The 18,770-nt window shown below is 68.6% G+C and carries 11 protein-coding genes and 1 pseudogene; 4 read left to right on the forward strand and 8 right to left on the reverse strand.

The window, feature by feature from the left end; translation table 11 throughout:
- The first annotated feature begins 29 nt into the window (after positions 1-29).
- On the forward strand, positions 30-1,391 hold the full coding sequence (locus AB0E90_RS22040) for an MFS transporter (RefSeq protein ID WP_360408409.1): 1,362 nt from the start codon (positions 30-32) through the stop codon (positions 1,389-1,391).
- Positions 1,392-1,739: 348 nt separating this feature from the next.
- Complete coding sequence (locus AB0E90_RS22045) at positions 1,740-3,032, forward strand: hypothetical protein (RefSeq protein WP_360408412.1); 1,293 nt, start codon at positions 1,740-1,742, stop codon at positions 3,030-3,032.
- Positions 3,033-3,391: 359 nt separating this feature from the next.
- Here AB0E90_RS22045 and AB0E90_RS22050 read toward each other — a convergent pair whose 3' ends face one another.
- Positions 3,392-3,523 carry a hypothetical protein gene (locus AB0E90_RS22050; protein ID WP_360408415.1) on the reverse strand — a complete coding sequence of 44 codons (132 nt, stop codon included), beginning with the start codon at positions 3,521-3,523 and terminating at the stop codon, positions 3,392-3,394.
- 217 nt (positions 3,524-3,740) lie between these two features.
- Between AB0E90_RS22050 and AB0E90_RS22055 the strand changes: the two genes are divergently transcribed.
- Positions 3,741-6,572, forward strand: coding sequence for a helix-turn-helix transcriptional regulator (locus tag AB0E90_RS22055; RefSeq protein WP_360408418.1), 2,832 nt, complete (start codon positions 3,741-3,743; stop codon positions 6,570-6,572).
- 480 nt (positions 6,573-7,052) lie between these two features.
- On the opposite strand, the pseudogene AB0E90_RS22060 reads toward AB0E90_RS22055, so the two are convergent.
- From AB0E90_RS22060 to AB0E90_RS22090, 7 genes and pseudogenes are all read right to left on the reverse strand, one after another.
- Positions 7,053-8,000 (reverse strand): annotated as a pseudogene (locus AB0E90_RS22060) (site-specific integrase); the annotation flags it as partial.
- Positions 8,001-8,106: 106 nt separating this feature from the next.
- Entirely contained in the window at positions 8,107-8,892 is a 786-nt protein-coding gene (locus AB0E90_RS22065) for an inositol monophosphatase family protein (protein ID WP_360408421.1), read from the reverse strand.
- 770 nt (positions 8,893-9,662) lie between these two features.
- Positions 9,663-11,033, reverse strand: a complete 1,371-nt coding sequence (locus AB0E90_RS22070; protein ID WP_360408424.1) for a trehalose-6-phosphate synthase — start codon at positions 11,031-11,033, stop codon at positions 9,663-9,665.
- A gap of 1 nt (position 11,034) precedes the next feature.
- The gene (locus tag AB0E90_RS22075) at positions 11,035-12,021 is read right to left on the reverse strand and encodes a hypothetical protein (protein ID WP_360408427.1); all 987 of its coding nucleotides are present in this window, start codon (positions 12,019-12,021) and stop codon (positions 11,035-11,037) included.
- Positions 12,021-12,683: an SIS domain-containing protein gene (locus AB0E90_RS22080; protein WP_360408430.1), complete on the reverse strand. Its 663-nt coding sequence runs from the start codon at positions 12,681-12,683 to the stop codon at positions 12,021-12,023. Before AB0E90_RS22080 ends, AB0E90_RS22075 begins: the two co-directional genes overlap by 1 nt.
- Positions 12,680-13,978 (reverse strand): HAD-IIIA family hydrolase, encoded by a 1,299-nt coding sequence (locus AB0E90_RS22085; RefSeq protein ID WP_360408433.1) that lies wholly within the window; start codon positions 13,976-13,978, stop codon positions 12,680-12,682. The genes AB0E90_RS22080 and AB0E90_RS22085 overlap by 4 nt, the downstream gene beginning before the upstream one ends.
- 10 nt (positions 13,979-13,988) lie before the next feature.
- Positions 13,989-14,969 (reverse strand): GDP-mannose 4,6-dehydratase, encoded by a 981-nt coding sequence (locus tag AB0E90_RS22090; RefSeq protein WP_360408436.1) that lies wholly within the window; start codon positions 14,967-14,969, stop codon positions 13,989-13,991.
- Positions 14,970-15,116: 147 nt separating this feature from the next.
- Between AB0E90_RS22090 and AB0E90_RS22095 the strand changes: the two genes are divergently transcribed.
- Positions 15,117-18,752, forward strand: a complete 3,636-nt coding sequence (locus AB0E90_RS22095) for an AAA family ATPase (RefSeq protein ID WP_360408439.1) — start codon at positions 15,117-15,119, stop codon at positions 18,750-18,752.
- Positions 18,753-18,770 lie beyond the last annotated feature (18 nt).

The raw sequence follows: 18,770 nt of genomic DNA on the forward strand, positions 1-18,770 counted from the left end.
TAACTAATCCTAGCAACGGGGAGTCCGACATGACCATGACCGCCGTACGGCCGATTCTCTGGCTGGTGTGCGCCGGCCAGTTCGTGGTGATCCTGGACGTTTCGATCGTCAACGTCGCCCTGCCCTCGATCCAGCGCGACCTGGGGTTCTCCGCCGCCGGCCTGACCTGGGTGGTGAACGGCTATCTGCTGGCCTTCGCCGGCTTCATGCTGCTGGGTGGCCGCGCCGCCGACCTGTTCGGCCACCGCCGAACCCTGGTCGCCGGCCTCTCGCTGTTCTCCGCGGCGAGCCTTGCCGCGGGCCTGGCCGCCACCCCTGGGATGCTGGTGGGCGCCCGCGTCGCCCAGGGTCTGGGCGGCGCGATGCTGGCCCCGGCGACCCTGGCCGTCATCAACTTCCGGTTCACCGGCGCGCAGCGGGCCCGGGCGTTCGGCGCCTGGTCCGCGGCGGGCGGGGTGGGCGGCATGGTCGGAGCAGTGTTGGGCGGCATCCTCACGACCGGCCTGTCGTGGCGCTGGGTCTTCCTGATCAACGTGCCGATCGGCGCGGCGCTGATCGCCATGGCGCTGACGTCACTGGCGGCCGCGCCGGCCCGGGCCCGGGAGCCGCTCGACCTCGTGGGCGCGTTGACCGGAACAGCGGGACTGGCCGCCTTCGTCTACGGCGTCATGCAGCGGGCCGCCGGGCCGGCGTTCACGGGTCTGCTGCTGCTCGCCGTCTTCGTGCTGGTGGAGAAGCGGTTCGTGACCCATCCGCTGGTGCCGTTGCGGCTGTTCGCGATCCGCGGCGTGGCCGCCGGCAACGCTGTGCTGGTCGTGTTCGGCGGGATCGTCGTCGCGATGTGGTTCTTCACGTCACTGTTCATGCAGAACGTGCTGGGCTACAGCGCGCTGGAGGCGGGACTGGGGCAGACCCCCGCGGCGGTGACGTTCGTGGTGGTCGCGCGCTTCGCCGCCGGAGCGCGCCCGCGCGTGCCGCTCGGCGGGGCCGCCTTCGTCGCCGGCTTCGGGTGGCTCGCGGCCGCCGATGCGCACAGCACCTATCTCGGCGGGCTGCTCGGACCGACCCTGATCGTGGCGTTCGGCATCGGCCTGGTCTTTCCCGCCCTGATGGCGGTGGCGACCACCGCGGTGCCGCCGGCGGACACCGGAATCGCCAGTGGACTGGCGAACACCTCGAGTCAGGTGGGCTCCGCGGTGGCCCTCGCAGTGCTCTCGGCGGCCGCCGACCAGGTCTTTCTGATCGCCGCCGGACTCGGCTCGGCAATTGCCGCAGCCGGCCTGCTGCTTCTTCGTGGAGCGGGCGACGAGAATCGAACTCGCGTAATCAGTTTGGAAGAACCGCTCAGTTCATCCGGCTTGATCGGCTCCAGTCGTGAAAAGGGCCTCTGAGCTGCGGCTGCGTATTGAGCGCATCCGGCTCGGTCCGGCCTGGGACGGATAGGTCCGGCGTCGTTCCCCAACAATTTCCCCAACAAGGTTGGTGGGGAGCGGCGCCGCTTCGGGGCCTCCAAGATGGAGGTCAATCATGCATACAACCACCATATGTCCGTTTTTTTGTCCCGGCCCTGCTGCCGCGGCCGGCTGGTCTGGTAACCGCAGGCGGTCAGATGCCCGCGCAGCGAGTCTGGCAGCTTGCGGTTACCAGGACGCTTCCGTACCGACGGTGGTGCTGGTAGCGGTAACGGGCCGTCGGCTGGTGTCGGCTGAAAGTTTGGCTAATTCGGTGGCGGGTGTTCGATGAGCGCGTGGGGGAGGGTTGCGGCGCTCGCTGAGCAGGTGCCGTCGGGCGTCTGGATGGTCCTGGTGGCCGCCAATCTCGTCGCCACCCTCATGACGTGGTCGACCACGCGGCGGCGGATACGCCGAGCGGGTCAACGCGCTGCCGACCCGCAACTGGTTGCCGGCGGTGTCACCCGGCCGAGGGATACGGTGTTGACGGTGGCAGCGCTGATTCCTGCTGGGCTGTTCTGGGCGATGGTGCTGGCCGGCTCCTTCCACGGCCTGATCGCCTTCGGGCGTGAGGTGCTGGGCTGGCGCGGTGGCTGGGAATACCTGGTCCCGGGAACCCTCGACGGCGTCAGCGTGACGTTCGCGTTCCTGGCGTTCCGCGCGGTGCCCCTGAGCAAGGCCCCGGACCGCTGCTACCGGGTGGTGTGGGGCGCCGCGATCGCCTCGGCGACGGTGAACTTCGCCTACGAGTACACCCACAGCGATCACAATGTCGTCGCGGGCGGCTACGTGGCGTTGCTGAGCCTGTTCGGCATGCTCATGCTGCACGAGTTCCTCGCGCAGTTCGAGGAAGGCGCGGCTCACGTCAAGCGCAGCAACCCGAAGTTCGGGGCACGCTGGCTCACCTGGCCCACGAACACCTTCTGCGCGGCGGTGGCCTGGCGCAACTACCCGCCGGCCGACGGAACGCCGGCCACGGTCTTGAACGCGATCGCCAACCTCGACCGGGTCCGGGCGCTCAAGCGGGCAGTCCGGGACACGGAGATCGTCAGCCGCCACCAGGAGGCCCTGGCGGCGGAGCAGCGGCAGCAGGAACTGCAGGCGGCCACGGAGCGGCCGGAAACGGCCGCTGCCGCGACGTCCGGGGCTGGCGAGGTGATTGTGACGGTGAGCGCACCTGGGCCGTGGTCGGGCGCTCCAGCCGGGCCGGTTGAGGCTCCGACGCTGCCGCGGGCCGTTGCGCCCCTGTCGGTAGAGCCCACGCCGCGTGCGCCGTCAAAGCCGGGCAAGGCGGATGGCGATGAGCCGCAAGGTACTGGTGTCCGGGTGCCGGCGACGGCCGCGACGATCAGGGACTGGGTGGCTCTGTGGTTGCGGATGTGTGCCGACGGTAGGTCTGCGTTGGGTCCGCTGAACGACGACGATGCTCGCGGCCGCTACGGCCTGACGGCCAAGCAACTCCGGAATGTACGCCATGCTGCAACCTCGGGCGCGTTGCGGCAGCAGGCGATCACGCTCGGCGTGGAGCTGCCGCCGGGCTATGTGGACAGCCCGCCAGCCGCGCCGATAATCGCGACTTGACCGGCGCGCCGGCGTAGTCGGCGCACCCATCCAGCGGGGCAGGAAGCTTGGCTTCCTGCCCCGACGTCGCGTCGATCGCCAGGATGTCCGGCCACCGCCTTCGGTGGACCCGATCGCGACTACGTCGGGCCCTCAATCGCAGCTTGAGGGCCGGCATGCTGCCAGGTTGGGTACACGTCACAGAACGGTGCGCCGCCAGGGGCACGTTGATCATCGAAGCAACCTACGGGCTGGCGTGACCACGCAACGAGCGACGGTAGGTGTCCACCAGCTCGACGGCGACCAAGCCGTCGAGCTCGTTTGCCGTCCAGATGCCCGTCGTCGACCCCGACAAGTCATACACCGGCGTACCGGTCGGGCTATTCGGACGGGTTGCTGTTAGGCGATGTCCCGTCGCCGCTGCGGTTGGTGATGACCAGGATGAGCGCAGTGATGGCGTTGATCAGGTTGGCGATGTCCCCGGTCGTGGCGATGATGGTCTGCCAGTGCATGGTGGTCCCCTCTGGGGCGATGAGTTGGGGACCGGCCGGGTTCCCGTTGATGGTTCCATGGCACCGCGAGGCAGGGGCCTCCGGCGATAGCGCCGGAGGATCGCGGAGGAGTCGATACGCCCCACGCGGTGGGGTCCGGCGGCGTCGGGTCCGTCGTGTGAGTCTTTAGGCTGGGTTGGCAGTGACCAGCGCTCGGCAGAGGAGGCAGTGAGCAACGGTGAAGGAGCTTCCCGGCGCCCCTGGCCCGTTCGACCCGTCGGGTGTTGAGACCCGCGCGGAGCTGGCCACCGCGTTGAGGGCGCTTCGGCATTGGTGTGGCCTGTCCATCGAGCGGATGGCGCGTGCGGCAGGCCGCCTTCCGCCGGGGTCGGGCAGGCTCGCGCGCAGCACCGTTAGCGATATCGAGCAGGGTAAGACGTTGCCGCAGCAGGAAACGTTCCGTACGTTTCTGCTGGTCTGTGAGGTGCCGTCCGACGCGATTCCAGGGTGGTTGGCCGCGTGGGAACGAGCGTCCACCGCGCATCTGCCGCGCCCGGCCAGTGCGGTCCGCGTTCGCGACGCTGAACCGCGACGGCTGGGAGTCCACGCAGCTATCGTGGCTGGCAATCAGGACAATGATCTTCCCGAGTATGTGGCCCGCGACGTTGACGACGCCATCCGCACCTTCCTCGATGAAGCTGCCGGCAGCGGTGGTTTCCTGCTCCTGGTGGGTGGTTCGTCGGTGGGGAAGACTCGGATGCTGTGCGAGGCGCTCAGGTCGCGGATGGCCGACTGGTGGTTGCTGTACCCAGCGCTCGGTGCCGAGGTGGCTGCCCTGGTTCAGGCTCGACCGGCGCGGACCGTGGTCTGGCTTGACGAGTTGCAGCGTTACCTCGACGGCCCGCAGCGACTGACTGCGGCGACGGTTCGGGCGCTTCTGGCGGCGGGTGTGGTGGTCGTCGGCACGATCTGGCCGCGGGAGTACGACGCGCGGATGGCCACGGCGGACGTGGGCGTGGCGGTTGAAGCTGACAATCGGGCGCTTCTGGATCTGGCGACGACAGTCGCCGTTGCTGCTGCGTTCACGGAGACAGAGATGGCTCGGGCCAGGGACCTTGCCCGTGTCGATGGCCGGCTCGACCTCGCGGTACGCGCGAGCGATCCTGGCGTGACTCAGGTCTTGGCGGCGGGTCCGGATCTGCAACGTCGTTGGGAACACGCCGATGATCCGTATGGAGAGGCTGTGATTACCGCCGCTGTCGATGCTCGTCGGCTCGGCATGCAGGCACCGCTTGCGAGGGAACACCTGGCCGCAGCGGTACCGGGGTACCTCACCTCTGTCCAGCAGGCCGACGCGTCCGCCGATTGGCTGGACCGGGCCCTGGCCTACGCGACCGCGAAGGTGCGCGGCGCGGCCTCAGCGCTGATCCCAGACAGCGGCGGCGTGATGGGCCAAGTGGTCGGCTACCGTGTCGCCGACTACCTGCTGCAACGCGGCTTTGAGACCCGCCGTTCTGCGGTCTTGCCCGAGACTGCCTGGGAGGCGCTCGTCAGCTTTCCCACCGACTCAGTCGACATCCGGCGGCTGGCGTACAGCGCGGACACGCGCTGGCGATACACCTATGCGATACCGCTGTATAGCAAACTCGCCGCCGCCGGAGACGAAGGCGCCGCCCGCCGCTTTGCCGACATCGTCGCCAACCGAAGTCCACGGCAGGCGATCGCGGCACTGCACCCATTTAGGGAAACCACCTACATTCTGGGCCAATTGACCGAGCTGATGGCCGACATCGATGATGTTGCCGGTCTACGGCAGGCAGCCGAACACGGTGACCTGGTCGCCGGCTGCCGGCTCGTCGAGCTACTCGGGGCAACCGACCTCGATCAGGTACGCGCCGCCGCAGGGCGCGGCAACCAGCTCGCCGTGGGTTGGCTGATCGATCACGACGGTGATGACCACCACCTTTCGCAGCTCCGCGACCGGGCCGACGCCGGCGACCGGCTGGCGCGCGGTCGGCTCGCCGAAGCGCTGGCCAGCCGCCAGCAAGTCGACCAAGCGATCACCCTGCTCGCGACCAGCGCCGATCGTGGTGACAGCCTCGCCCCATACCATCTGGTCGACCTGCTGATCCGACACGGCCGAGTCTCTGAACTCCAAGAACGCGCCGATGCAGGCGACAAAGCGGCCGAGGCGGCTGGAGACCTGACGATCGTCCGTGGCGGACACATCGCCTGCCGGGTTGCGGGCACACTCGCCGATCATGGTGACCCGGACACCGCGATCGCAATCGTGACAGCACACGCAGCGGCTCACGTCGAACTCGCTGACGACTACCTGATCGATCTACTCGTGACATGTGACCGGATCGATTTACTCCGGGATCGAGCGGCCACTGGTGAGTGGTCCTCCAACCAGCGGCTCGCCACTCTCGCCGCAGAGCGCGGCGACATCGACCAGCTTCGAGAACTCGAGGCCGAGGGAAACTGGTTCGCAACGCAGGAGCTTGTCGAGCTGATGATCGAACAGGGTCAGCTCGGCAGCGCTATCGACCACTTGAAAGCCCGCGCCACCGTTGGTGACGATCTCGCGGCGGGCCGTTTGCCAGCCCTGCTCGTCAAAGCCGACCGCGAGGAGGAACTCCGAAGCCTCGCCCAGACCGACCCCTGGTATGCCTCAGGCTGCTGGGCCCGGTACCTCGCCGCCACCGACCGCCTCGACGAGGGCGTCCAGTGGCTCAGCGACCAACGCGGACCAGGTGCCGACCTGGCCGCCAGCGACCTGGCCGACCTTCTCGTTCAGCAAGGCCGCATCGACGACGCACTCGACACTCTCCGCCCGTTCACGACCGGGCACGGGGACGGCCCGTCAGTCAACCGCCTCATAACGCTGCTCGCCGAACACCAGCGCATCGTTGACCTCCGTATCGAGGTCAACGCCGGAGCATCGGGGGCAATGGGGCAACTCCTGCACGTGCTGCTCCGGCAAGGCGCTATCGACACGGGCACCGTGGATCGCGCACACCGGGAGGGGGTCACCGCTTCTTGGCCCCACGACGGAAGCTCGCCCTGACGCGATTTTCGCCAAGGCTCCCTCGGAGGGCGCTGACCGCCGACCGGCCCTCCCTGCCGAAAGACGCCGGTGCTGGTCGGCCACCGAGCCGCCCCGTTCAACGGGTCCACTATCGATCGGTCCGCTTTGTGCAGATCGGGCACCTTTGTCATCGTTGCCTGAACCCGCGCACCCCCATTAGCCCTCGAAAGCTAGTCCCAAGCATTGATCGACAGTGGCAAAGGGATGCTTAACCTCGGGGTTATCCAAGCAGCTCAACGTCAGACTTGCCGACAATGCAAAGTCCGGAGGAGTTGTTCGGTAACCAGAGGTCGCAGGTTCAAGTCCTGTCCCCGCTACGTAGATGAGGCCCTGACCAGCCGCAACGCCTATCAGGGCCTCATAGTCATCTATGGGTGTTTGAATCCTCCCCCGAAAACCCCCCGCAAACGCCCGGACCCATCAGATTCGGCGCGTCGCGCTGGCGGGTCGCTAGGCGGCCTACGGCTTCCCGGGATCGTGTTTCGGGTGTTTGGGGGCGAGCTTCTCTAGGATGTGGGAGCTGTCGGGGGCGACGGCCGGTTTGACGATGTAGTGCTTCTTGGTGATCGATTCGTCTTCGTGGCCGAGTTGGCCTGCCGCGTCTTTGGCGTCGGCTTCCTCGTCGATGAGGGTGGCGACGGTTTTGCGGGCGGTGTGCGGGGTGACCCATTCGAGGCCGGTGTCGGTACGGGCTTGGCGCCATTGGCGGCGGACGTTCTGCGGAGACAGCCAGGTGCCGCGTCGTGAGGCGAAGATCGCGTCGTGGGGGTTGTCCACGGCGGTGATCTTGCGTGCGAGCAGCATGGCGATCGCGAAGCGGGGAAGTACGACGGTCCGGTAGCCGGCTGCGGTCTTCGGCCATTCTTGCCGGAAGAAGCCTTTGCTCTTGACGTAGACGATCGTGCCGCAGATGGTCAGCGTCGGGTGCTTGGCGGCGAGATCGATGTCTTCCCACCGCAGTGCGAGGATTTCGCCGATGCGGGCGCCGGTGGCGAACAGCAGGTCGACGATGTCGGCCAGATCGCTGTTGTGTCGAGGTCCTGACTTGCCGGGAGTCGGCTGCTGCCACTTTCGGATCGCCGCGCGGACGGCTTCCAACTGCTCCAGGTCGAGGGCGACCACTTTGCGGCGGGGTTTGCGGATGCGGCCGGTTTCGCGTACCGGGTTGGTGCCGAGCGCGCCACGGCGTACGGCCAGGGCGAACATTTGGCCGGCGGCGACTTTCGCGTTCTTGGCTAGTGAGGGTCGGTCTGCGGCGACGGTGCGGAGCATTTTGTCGAGGCGGCCGACGGTGGACTCGCGGAGCCGGAGTTTGCCGAGGGCCGGTCGGATGACGATCCGCAGGCTGGCGGTGTATCTGTCGATGGTCTGCGGGGTGATGCGTTCCTCGGCGATGATCTCGGCGAGCCTCTGGCTGATGACGTTCGGTCGCGCCGAAATGCGTGCGTTTCAAACCCGCGACGGCTGCCCGCTGCTGAGCAGCCCAGTCACCGTGCTCGGACTGTATCGGCGATCAGGCGGCCGTCAAGGCGCTGGCCAGCAGGGGCAGCAGCGCAGCGTGCGTCACCTCGTCGGCGGCCACGAGCAGCCCCGGTCCGTCACCGACCGGCCCGCCGCGTAGGTCAGTCACCACGCACCCGGCTGCCCGGCACACCGCGATCCCAGCCGCGAAATGGACGCTGTCCACCACGTCGCCGTCGATGACGTAGGCCGCACGCTGGCCGGATGCCACCCACACGACAGCGAGGGTCGAGGAGATGACCCGCGGGTCGAAGCGGGCCAGGAACGCCGGGTCGGTGAGCAGCCGTGGTGTCACGGACCGGAGCGCTCCAGCGGCCGGCAGGTCCAGGTCGACCAGGCTTGACCCAGCCGACGGCGTCAGCGGCACCGCCGCACCGTCACGACGTAGTCCGGCCCGGCCCTCGGCGACCCAGTACACCTCCTCGGCGAACGGGTCGACCGCGGCCGCGGCGGTGACGCCAGCCGGGGTGCGCAGCGCGACGTTGATCGCGACCAGAGGAGTACGGGCTGCGAAGTTCAGCGTGCCGCACAGCGGGTCCACCAGCCAGGTCCGTTCGCCCGACCCGGTCAGCCCGCCCTCCTCGCCGAGGAACGCATCGTCCGGCCGGGCCGCCCGGACAACATCCAGGATCGCCTGCTCGGCCTCCAGGTCGGCGGCGGTGGCGAAGTCGGTGCCGGTCTTGGCGTAGCGCTCAAGCGGCGCACCATACCTGGCCCGCACGGCTGCCGCGCCCGCAGTTGCCGCGGCGACAGCCAGATCCCCGTCGGTAATCGTCATACCTGCAACCGTAAACGCCTCCCAGAGGACGCCGTCAACCACCGTGAGGGCCTGCGCGCCCATCGAGGGCTCCTTACCGCGTCACGAATTCCCAGGTCACGCCGGAGACGCGGGGAGCAGAAGCGCAGGTCTCGATCCGAGGCGGGTTCCGTACAACATGGGAACGCGCCGCCACCGGCCAGGACGCCGTGTTCGTGGTGGTAGGTGTTCGTGGCCGCTGCCGAAAAGAGGCGCACGGTCACTGTGTTCGGCCAGTTAGCGCACATGTCCCCGAGCCGGCGGCCTGGACCCCGACAAGCTCGACAGCCACGGGAACCCACCCGCCGATACGTCCAGCGACGAACTCGCGATGACAGCGCTGCACGTCGTTGGCGTAACCAGAAAGACCGACCAACGCACTCTGGGCAGCAGCCTCGCCAACATGAGCCGGCACCTTCCGGTCGGCGGGGGTGTAACGCGGCCGTGCGACCTGGCGACGCAACACGATCGGTTGATGGCGTAGCACCGCAAGCTCGATATCGATGGCGTCCGGAGCAGGGACCAAGTCCGAGAATCAGGATCGCTGTCGTCCGCAACACCATGACGGACAGCTGCTAGGACACTGTCGTCCCTGGTCACAGCTGCGACGCCCACCTGGCACTCTTCACCGCCGCAGAGCAGCCGGACGATGTCGGCCGGGCGGCATTGGCGGCATCTGGGGGGCATGACGCGACACCGGAGACTGTTCGTGACGGCCGGATGCTGATCCCGCCCAACGCCGCGAAGCCAAGTCAGCCGTGTGACGGGAGCAGACGAAGCTGGGCAGCGAGCCACTCGCGGGGAGGCATCGCCACCGCGGCGACGCGGAGTTCGGCGGCGCGGCGTGCGCGCTCCGTCGGGTCGGCCCGCAGAGCGGCTGCCATGGTTTCGGCGAGCTCGGCGGTGTCGTACGGGTTGACCACGGATGCCGCCCGGCCGAGTTCGTCCGCCGCGCCCGCGCCCTCCGACAGGATCAGCACCGGGTCGCGCTCCGCGATCACCGGCCCTTCTTTGGCCACCAGATTCATCGCGTCCAGCACGGGGTTGACCACGATCACGTCGGCCGTCCGCAGTGCGCTCAGGGCGGCGGCCGGGTCGTCGTCGAGATCGAGGAGGCACGGCGTCCAGTCCGGCGTGCCGAACGTGTCGTTGATGTACCGGACTCGGTCGTGGGCCGCGGATGCGTACCGTTGATACTCCGGCATTCCCGGGCGGGACGGATACGCGTGCACCAGGTAGGTCACCGTGCCGCACAGGGCCGGGTCGGCCGCCAACATCAGTTCGTAGCCGGCCAGGCCGCGCAGTAGGTTCTTCGTCGGGTCGAGCCGTTCGACGCGGACGAAGAGCCGCTGATCGCCCAGGCGGTCGCGTAGTTCGCGGCAGCGGGCGTCGACCTCCGGTGTGCGGGCACGCGACCGCAGATCGTCGCCGTCGACACCGACCGGAAAGGCGCGCACTGGCACCCGTCTGCCGTCTGGAGCCAGCACGCTGCGATCGCCGGGATCGACGTCGAGGTCGGCTGCCGAGCAACAGGCGAGGAAGTTGTCACACCAGCGCGTCACCGAGAATCCCAGCAGGTCCGCGCCGAGCATGCCGGAGATGAGGTCCGCGCGCGCGGGGCGGGGCAGCATCGCGAAGTATTCCGGATCGACCCACGGGCAGGCGGTGAAGTGCGCCGTCCGTAGGTCCGGGCGACGGTCACGCAGCAGGGCCGGTACGAGCGCGAGATGGTAGTCCTGCACCAGGACGCGTGCGCCGGGCGCCGACTCGGTGTCGCAGGCGGCGGCGAAGCGCGAGTTCACCGCTTGATAGACGCGCCAGTCCTCGCGGAACTGGAAGTCGAATTCTTCCTTCGCGGACAGGTGAGCCAGCCGATGCTGCAACAGCCAGAGGGCGCGATTGGAGACGCGGTTGTAGTACGTCTCGTAATCGTGCGGGCTGAGCACCACCTCCCTGGTCCATCCCCAACCGGATCGGCTCTCCTCGGTCGTCGCATGGATCCAGACGGCCTCCCGGTCCTTGACTGCGCCGGAGATCACCGCGGCGAGCCCGCCCGCCGCGGGCGGTCCGCCGGGCCCCGCGCCGGGGCCGCGGTTGGCCGCGATCACGAGATCGGCGACCATGTCAGGCGGACGTTCTCTCGTCGGCGAGCACGGTGGCGCCGTCGTCGACAAAGGTGAACGGCATCGGATCGTGCCCGTCGAGCGCGGCCCGCAGGCTCTCCCGGCTGTCCGGCGGGCTCAGGAACAGGAAGAACCCGCCGTTCCCGGCGCCGAGCAGTTTCCCGCCGAGCGCTCCGGACTCACACGCCAGCTTGTACATGCCCCCGATCTCCGGATCGCCGTCGTCGCCGGACAGCAGTTGCTTCTGCCGCCAGCTCTGGTCGAGCAGGCGCGCCATCTGCGCGACGTCCCCGCTTTCGAGGGCGCAGCGTCCGGCCGGCACCGCGGCCTTGATTGTGTGCAGCGACGTGATGCCGGCTCCCTGGCTTTGTTGCCATCGGCGGAGCACGGCGCCGGCCTGGCGGGTCCGGCCGGTGAAGAACAGCTGCGCACACGAGTCGAGGGCCGCCCGATGCCCGGCCTGGACGTCGACCGGGGTGGCGGAAACCGTGCCGTCCTTGGCGAAGCGCAGCTCGCGGAAGCCGCCCAGCGCCGCGGCGTACTGGTCCTGCTTGCCGATCGGCGATCCGACCATGTCGATCTCAACGTGGCAGGCCAGCTCGGCCAGGTCTGCCGGTGACATCCGATCGCCGCGGAGGGTCGTCAGCGCGAGCAGCAGGCCGACGGTGTACGCGCTGGACGCTCCCAGGCCCGAACCCGCCGTCGGAACGTCGGACATCGAGCTGATCTCGATCCCGCCGGAGAATCCCGCCGCTCGCAGGCATTCCCGGGACAGCGCGTGCTCGACGTCGTCGACGCGCTGTGCGACGTCCACGCTCGCATCGTGCACCACGATGCGGCCGTCCCAGCGCGGCCGCGCGAAGACGTGGACGTACTTGTCGATGGTCGAGGTCAGCACCGCGCCGCCATGCTCGCGGTAGTAGAACGGCAGATCCGTGCCACCGCCGAAGAAGCTCACCCGCAGTGGGGTCTTGGTGACGACGAGCATCACGCCTCCACCAACAGGGCCGAGATGATGTGGCAGACCGCGAGGTGGAGATCCTCGACCTGCCGCACGTCGTGAACCGGGACGTGGACGACGTGGTCCGCGAGCCGGCGCAGCACTCCGCCGTCAAACCCGACGAACGCCAGTGTGTCGACGCCCCGGGACCGGGCAAAACGCACCGCGTCCACGACGTTGGGGGAGTTGCCTCGCGCCGAGATCCCGATGACCAGGTCCGAGCCGGCGAGGAGATTGCGCAGCTGACCGGTGAAGATGTGTTCGTAGCCGTAGTCGTTCGCTACGGCCGTGACCGTGGAGACGTTGTCGCTCAGGCAGAACACCCGCAGACTCGACCGGCCGCCGAGCAGAGCGGCCCGGGTGAGGTCGTTGACGAAGTGGGCGGCCGTCGAGGCGCTGCCCCCGTTGCCCATGATGTAGCCCGTGCCACCGCGCCGCATCAGACCATCCAGCCGGCGCAGAGCAGCCGTCACGTCGGCGACACCGATGTTTCCCAGCCCGTCCCGGAGGTCGTCGAGGTAGGCCTCGGTGCGATGCTCCAGGTCCTCGTCGCCTCGGGTACGCGGCACGTGCACGGTGCCGTTGAGATGCGCCAGTCGTTCCGGTTCGGTGGCGTCCTCCGCCCTCGGCACCCGATCCTGGCCACTCATTGGCGCATGCCGGCAGCTGCCAACACCTGGGTGACCGCCTGGAGTAGGTCATCGGCCTGGGCGTCGGGGCGGGCCGGATACTTGCCGTCGCGCCCGCCCTCGCCGGTGCTGAGCAGGATCGTGCGAACCCCGGAATTCTTGCCGGTCTGAACGTCCACCGTGGTATCTCCGATAAGATAGGACGCGCTGAGGTCGATGCCATAGCGCCGCGCCGCATCCCTAACCATTCCGGTCTTGGGTTTGCGGCATTCGCATACGATCTTGTAAGCCTTGTTCTCCCCCGGGAATCCCGCGTGCTCGTGGTGCGGGCAGTAGAACAGGTCGTCGAGATAGACGTGCCGCTCTCCGAGCATGCTCTCGAGACGGCAATGAATTGCATTCAACTGCTCGATCGAGCACAGATTACGCGCGATCACTGGCTGGTTGCTCACCACAATGGCGAGATAGTCCGAGCGGTTGAGCAGTTCCAGCGCCTCGTAGACCTCGTCGCGGACGCGCAGTTGCTCCGGCCGGACCAGAAATCCGACGTGGTCGTTGATTGTTCCGTCGCGATCCAGGAAAACGGCTCGCTGCGGGTGCGCGAGATTGCGCCGCTCGACCAACCCGTTCACGACATCTCTCTCGACCTGCGCGAGACGATCGTGAGTGCCCATGTCCTTGATGTATTCGGGAGTGCGGTAGCCGTAGAGCGAGCCGGCAACCATCGCGGGCACCAGCACATCCGATTCCAGATCCAGCGGGCGGTCCTCAGGCAGATTCGTCAGCGCGGTACGGTCGAGCAGAACCAGGCCGGCGCTCACCCGATTAAAGTACGGCTGGGAACGCGGCACATTCTTGCGAAGAATGTCGCGAACCATGTCTCTCGCGTCAAGCACCACGACGTCACTGTCGGCCGGGTGACCGTTGGGATGAACAACGATCGAGCACGACCCGGAATGACCGCGATGGAATGCGACGAACCGGGACAGGTCGGCATCGAGCATTAGATCGCCGTAAAGCACGAGGATCTGCTCCGGCAGATCGGCGCGCAACCGGACAAGCGCGCCCGCCGTCCCCAGCGGCTCACGCTCCACGAAATACTCGAGCCGGACACCCAGCCGGCTCCCGTCACCGAAGAACGAGGCGATCTGCTCACCGCGATAACCGGTGACCAGGAGGATGTCGGTGAGTCCGCAGCGGCGGAGGCTGTCGATCTGATAGGCCAGCAATGGCTTCCCAGCGATCGGAACCATCGCCTTCGGTCGGTCGTCGGTGAACGGGCGGAGACGCTCGCCGCGGCCGCCGGCCAGGATCACGGCCCGCATCTCACCGCCGCCCATCGGCGGCGCGGGAGACCTGACCCCGCCAGTAGTCCAGAACCTCGGCCACGGTGCTCTCGAACGACACCTCTGGCTCCCAGCCTGTCGCACGCTGGAATTTGCTGACGTCGGCGACCTGCCGTGTCACGTCTGAGGGGCGCACCAGTTCGGGGTCGACCTCGATGCGGGGCCGGACGTCCGAGAGGGCGATCAGGGCATCGAGCATCTCGCGGATTGTGCACGTGTGCTGGCCGGCGATGTTGTAGACGTCGCCCTCCTTCCCGTGCTCGGTGAGCAGCCAGTAGGCCGAGGCGATGTCGCGGGCATGGGCGAACGTCCGTGTCGAGTCGAGATTTCCGACCCGGATCACCGGATCCTTTCTGAGGCCGAGTTCGATCTCCGCGATCTGCCGGGCGAACGCCGGCATCGCGACCAGATCACGGCCGCGGGCGCCGACGTGCGTGAACGCCCGGCTGCGGACGATCCGGAGCCCGTAGGACATGTGGTACTGATACGCCACGAGATCCTCGGCCACCTTGCTCACGCCGTACGGGCTCTGCGGGCGCAGCGGTGTGTCCTCCGTGATCGGCAGTTCGTCCTCAGGCACCTGCCCGTAGACCTCGGACGAACTGCAGACGTGGATCACCGGATCGAGATCGCTGTGCCGCACGGCCTCGAGCAGTGCCAGCGTGCCGAGCGCGTTGACCCGGATCGCGTCGTGCGGCGCTCGGAAACTCATCGGCACATATGACCGCGCGGCGAGATGGAAGATCCGATCCGGGCGCGTTTGCTCGAGGCTTTGCCGTACCGAGTAGGGATCTCCGATGTCGACATCGAACATGCGTATCCGCTCGAGAACATGATCCACGTTACTCGTCGGGCTGTTCCAGCGTTTCCAGCCGTATACCTCGACTCCGGGCTGTTCCAACAGATGCTCCGCGAGGTAGCTGCCGGCGAAGCCGGTAATGCCCGTGATCAATGCCCGCATACGTCAGCCTTCCTGCCAACGGCGACCCTGTGGCCACAGTCCTTACCTGCGCCGACGACAGCGGCAGCTGTCTCATCGTACGTGATTGACTACACAGCGCATAATGTGCAGCGTGCCGACACGCGAGGGTGGAGGGCGGTAGGGACGGTGTCACGTCGTTCGCTCACGACTGCGCTGAACGTGCTGTTCGTGGTGCTCGGCGCCCTGCTCGCGGTCGCGACGAACTATGCGACCGACAGCGATCCCGAGGGTCCGCTTCGCTATCTGCGCACGTGGTCGCTTCCGCTCGTGCTATCGGCTCTGGTGCTCCTGGTCGGCGTGCAGGTAATGCTGAGCTTCACCCAGCAGCCCAGGCGGGCTCGACCGGAGTGGAATAGCCGCCGACTACCGTATCCGGGACTGGAAGCCCATACCGAGAAGGACGCCGCCGTCTTCTTCGGTCGTGATGTCGAGATTGGCGAAATTCTGGAGTTGCTCCATCCTGTGGTGCCAAGCCGTCGCCGTTTTCTTACGGTGATGGGTCCGTCGGGTGTCGGCAAGACGTCGCTCCTTCAAGCGGGCGTTGTGCCCGCGTTGTCCGAGCGCCACGGTAAGTGGATCGTTCTTCCCCCGGTCGTTCCGGACGTCGATCCGGTCGGCGCGCTGGAGGCCGGTTTCTTGGCCGCGCTCGGCGACCCGCCCCCGCGACGCCGCTTCCTGCGACGCCGGAGCGCGGAGTCCGCCGCGGCCGGCCGGGACTTCGCTCTGACCGACGGGCTGGCGCCGGCCGTGGCCATGCTGCGGACCGCGCTTCGACGCCGCGGCTGCTCCGTGCTGATCATCATCGACCAGCTGGAGGAGTTCCACACCGTCTGCCCGCCGGAACGCCGGGACGCCTTCGCCGCCCTGCTCCGTAGCGCTCTCGCCGCCGACCACCGCCTCTGGATCATCGGCGGGGTGCGCTCGGACTTCCTCACCGAGCTGATGTCCGGCCCGTTCGGGCCGCTCATGCATCAGCCGGTGCTGGTCACGCCGCTCGAGCGGGCAGATCTGTTCGCGATCATCGAGCGGCCGGCGGAGCGGGCGGGCATCTCCTTCACCCCCGACCTGGTCAACCACATGGTCGAAGACGTGGCGACCGGCGACGCGCTGCCGCTGCTCGCGTACACGCTGCGGGAGCTCGTCGTGCTGGCCGGCGCCCACCGGGAGATCACCGAGCATCACTACCGCGAGATCAAGGGCGTCTCCGGCGCGCTCAGCAACCGGGCCGACCGGATCCGGAGGGCCCTGCTGGCCGAGGATCCCTCGATGCCGGTGCTGGAGACGCTGCTGCGGTTCGTCACGCTGGACCGCGACACGCCATCCCGCCGCCGGCTCAAGCGCAGCGATCTCGGCGCCCGGGAGCTGCGTGTGGTGGAGGCCTTCGTGGCCGGTCGGCTGCTGACGGCAGGTGTGGACGGCGAGGTCCCGATCGTCGACGTGGCGCACGAGGCGCTGCTCCGCTGGTGGGCGCCGTTGCGTCGAGCGGTGGAGGCCACGGCGGACCGGCTGCGCGAGATGGCCCGCCTCGAACGCCTGGCTGCCGACTGGCGGCGGTTCGGCCGGCTTCCGACGTACCTGATGTCGGGGGAGCGGCTCCGGCTCGCCGAGCACTGGGCGCGCGAGCTTCCGCCGTCGTTTCTCGACCCGCAGGTCGAGGAATTCCTCGACGCGTCCGGCCGGGCCGACCTGGCCACCCAGGAACGCCGGTCCGAGGCGCTGGCTCGCCAGGCGCTCCAGCAGCTCGACCAGCACCCGGAGACGGCCGCGCTCCTCGCCCTGGCGGCCATCGAGGAGTGTGCGCCGACGCGCATGGCTTACCACGCCCTGCTGGGCGCCGCGGCGGCCTGCCGGGCGCGCCGCCTGCTTGCCGGGCACGACGACTGGGTACGCGCCGTGGCATGGTCGCCGGACGGCCGCCTGATGGCGACCGCGTCGTCGGACGGCACCGCGCGGATCTGGGATGCCACCGGCGGGGAGCCGCTCGTCGTGTGCCGGGGCCACGAGGCCGAGGTGCAGAGCATCAGCTGGACGCCCGACAGCCGGCGGATCGCCACCGGGTCACGGGACTGCACCGTACGAGTCTGGGACGCGGCCACCGGCATGCCCACCGAGGTGCTCCAGGGTCACACGGCGGAGGTGCAGTGCGTCGCCTGGTCGCCGGACGGTCGGCTGCTGGCCAGCGCCGCATCCGATCACACTGCGCGGCTGTGGGACCTGGCCGGGGACGCGGCGGTTCTCACCGGACACACCCGCGAGGTCCGCTCGGTCGCCTGGCACCCCGACGGTCAGCTCTTGGCAACGGCCTCGCGTGACCACACGGTGCGCCTCTGGCAGACGAAGGACGGCGCGCCTCTGGGCATCTTCGCGCAGCTCGAGCGCGAGGTCGACGCCGTGGCGTGGTCGCCGGACGGGGAGAAGCTCGCGACCGGCTCCCGCGACCGCTGCGCGCGGGTCTGGAGCGCCGGCGACGGCCGGTTGCTCGCGGTGATGCGCGGCCACACCGACAGCGTGCGCGGCGTGGCCTGGTCGAACGACAGCGCGCGCCTGGCCACGGCATCGTACGACGCGTCCTGCGTGATCTGGGACGCCAGAACCGGCGAGGAGACGGCGACGCTCCGGGGCCATCGCGGCTGGATCTTCACGGTCGCGTGGTCGCCCGACGACCGCTACGTCGCCACCGCCTCGCAGGACGGCTACGCGCGGGTCTGGGACCCCACCCACGGCGACGAGCTGGCGGTATGGAGCGGGCACACCGCGGACGTCAAGGCCGTACGGTGGGCTCCCGGTGGGACGCGTATTGCCAGCAGCTCTCGTGACCTCACCACCCGGATCTGGCGGGTGGTGGACGGCGCGGAGTTGCACTGCCTGCGAGGTCACGACGAGGACGTCCGCGGGCTCGCCTGGCGGCCGGACGATTCCATGATCGCTACGGCGTCGTACGACGGGACGATCCGGCTCTGGGACAGCGACACGGGGGAGACGCGCGGGTTGCTCGTCGGCCACCAGCGGTGGATCTTCGCCGTCGCCTGGTCGCCGGACGGCCGCCGTTTGGTCAGCGGATCTCAGGACGGGAGCGTCCGGATCTGGACGCTGCCCACGACCGACGAGGAGGACGCCCCGGAACCCCTGGTGCTGCTCGGTCACGAGGACGACGTGCGCAGCACCGCGTGGTCGCACGACGGCGCGCTGGTCGCCTCCGGCGGCCGGGACCGGACCGCCAGGATCTGGACGGCTGACGGCCGGTTGGTGCGGGTGCTTGATGGCCACGACGGCGAGGTGAACGCGGTCGCCTGGGCGCCCGCCGCGCGCTGGCTGGCCACCGCGTCGCAGGACCGCACCGTGCGGATCTGGGACCCGGAGAGCGCCGATCCCGTGGCGGTCTTACGAGGACACGAAAGCGACGTGCGGTGTGTGGACTGGTCTCCCGCCGGTGACCGGCTGGCCACCGGCTCCCAGGACCGGACCGCCCGCATCTGGCACGGACTGCACCACATCGAGCTGGCCATTCTGCACGGTCATCGCGACTGGGTCGAGAGCATCGCCTGGTCGCCCGACGGGACGCGGGTGGTGACCGCGTCGCGCGACCGGACTGTCCGCATCTGGGACGCTTCCGCGGACCTGGACTCGGCCGTCACCCGAGCCCGGGCGCGCGTCTTCCGGCAGCTGACCGAGCAGGAGCGGTCGGCCGCCATGCTCCCGCGGCAGTCACCGGTCCCGCGGCAGAGTCCTCGCCCCGATGAGGGCGCCCGCCCGGCGGGGTGACATTCCGATGGTTGCGTT

Source organism: Actinoplanes sp. NPDC026619 (assembly GCF_040638295.1).
In the GTDB taxonomy this organism is placed as follows: Bacteria; Actinomycetota; Actinomycetes; order Mycobacteriales; family Micromonosporaceae; genus Actinoplanes.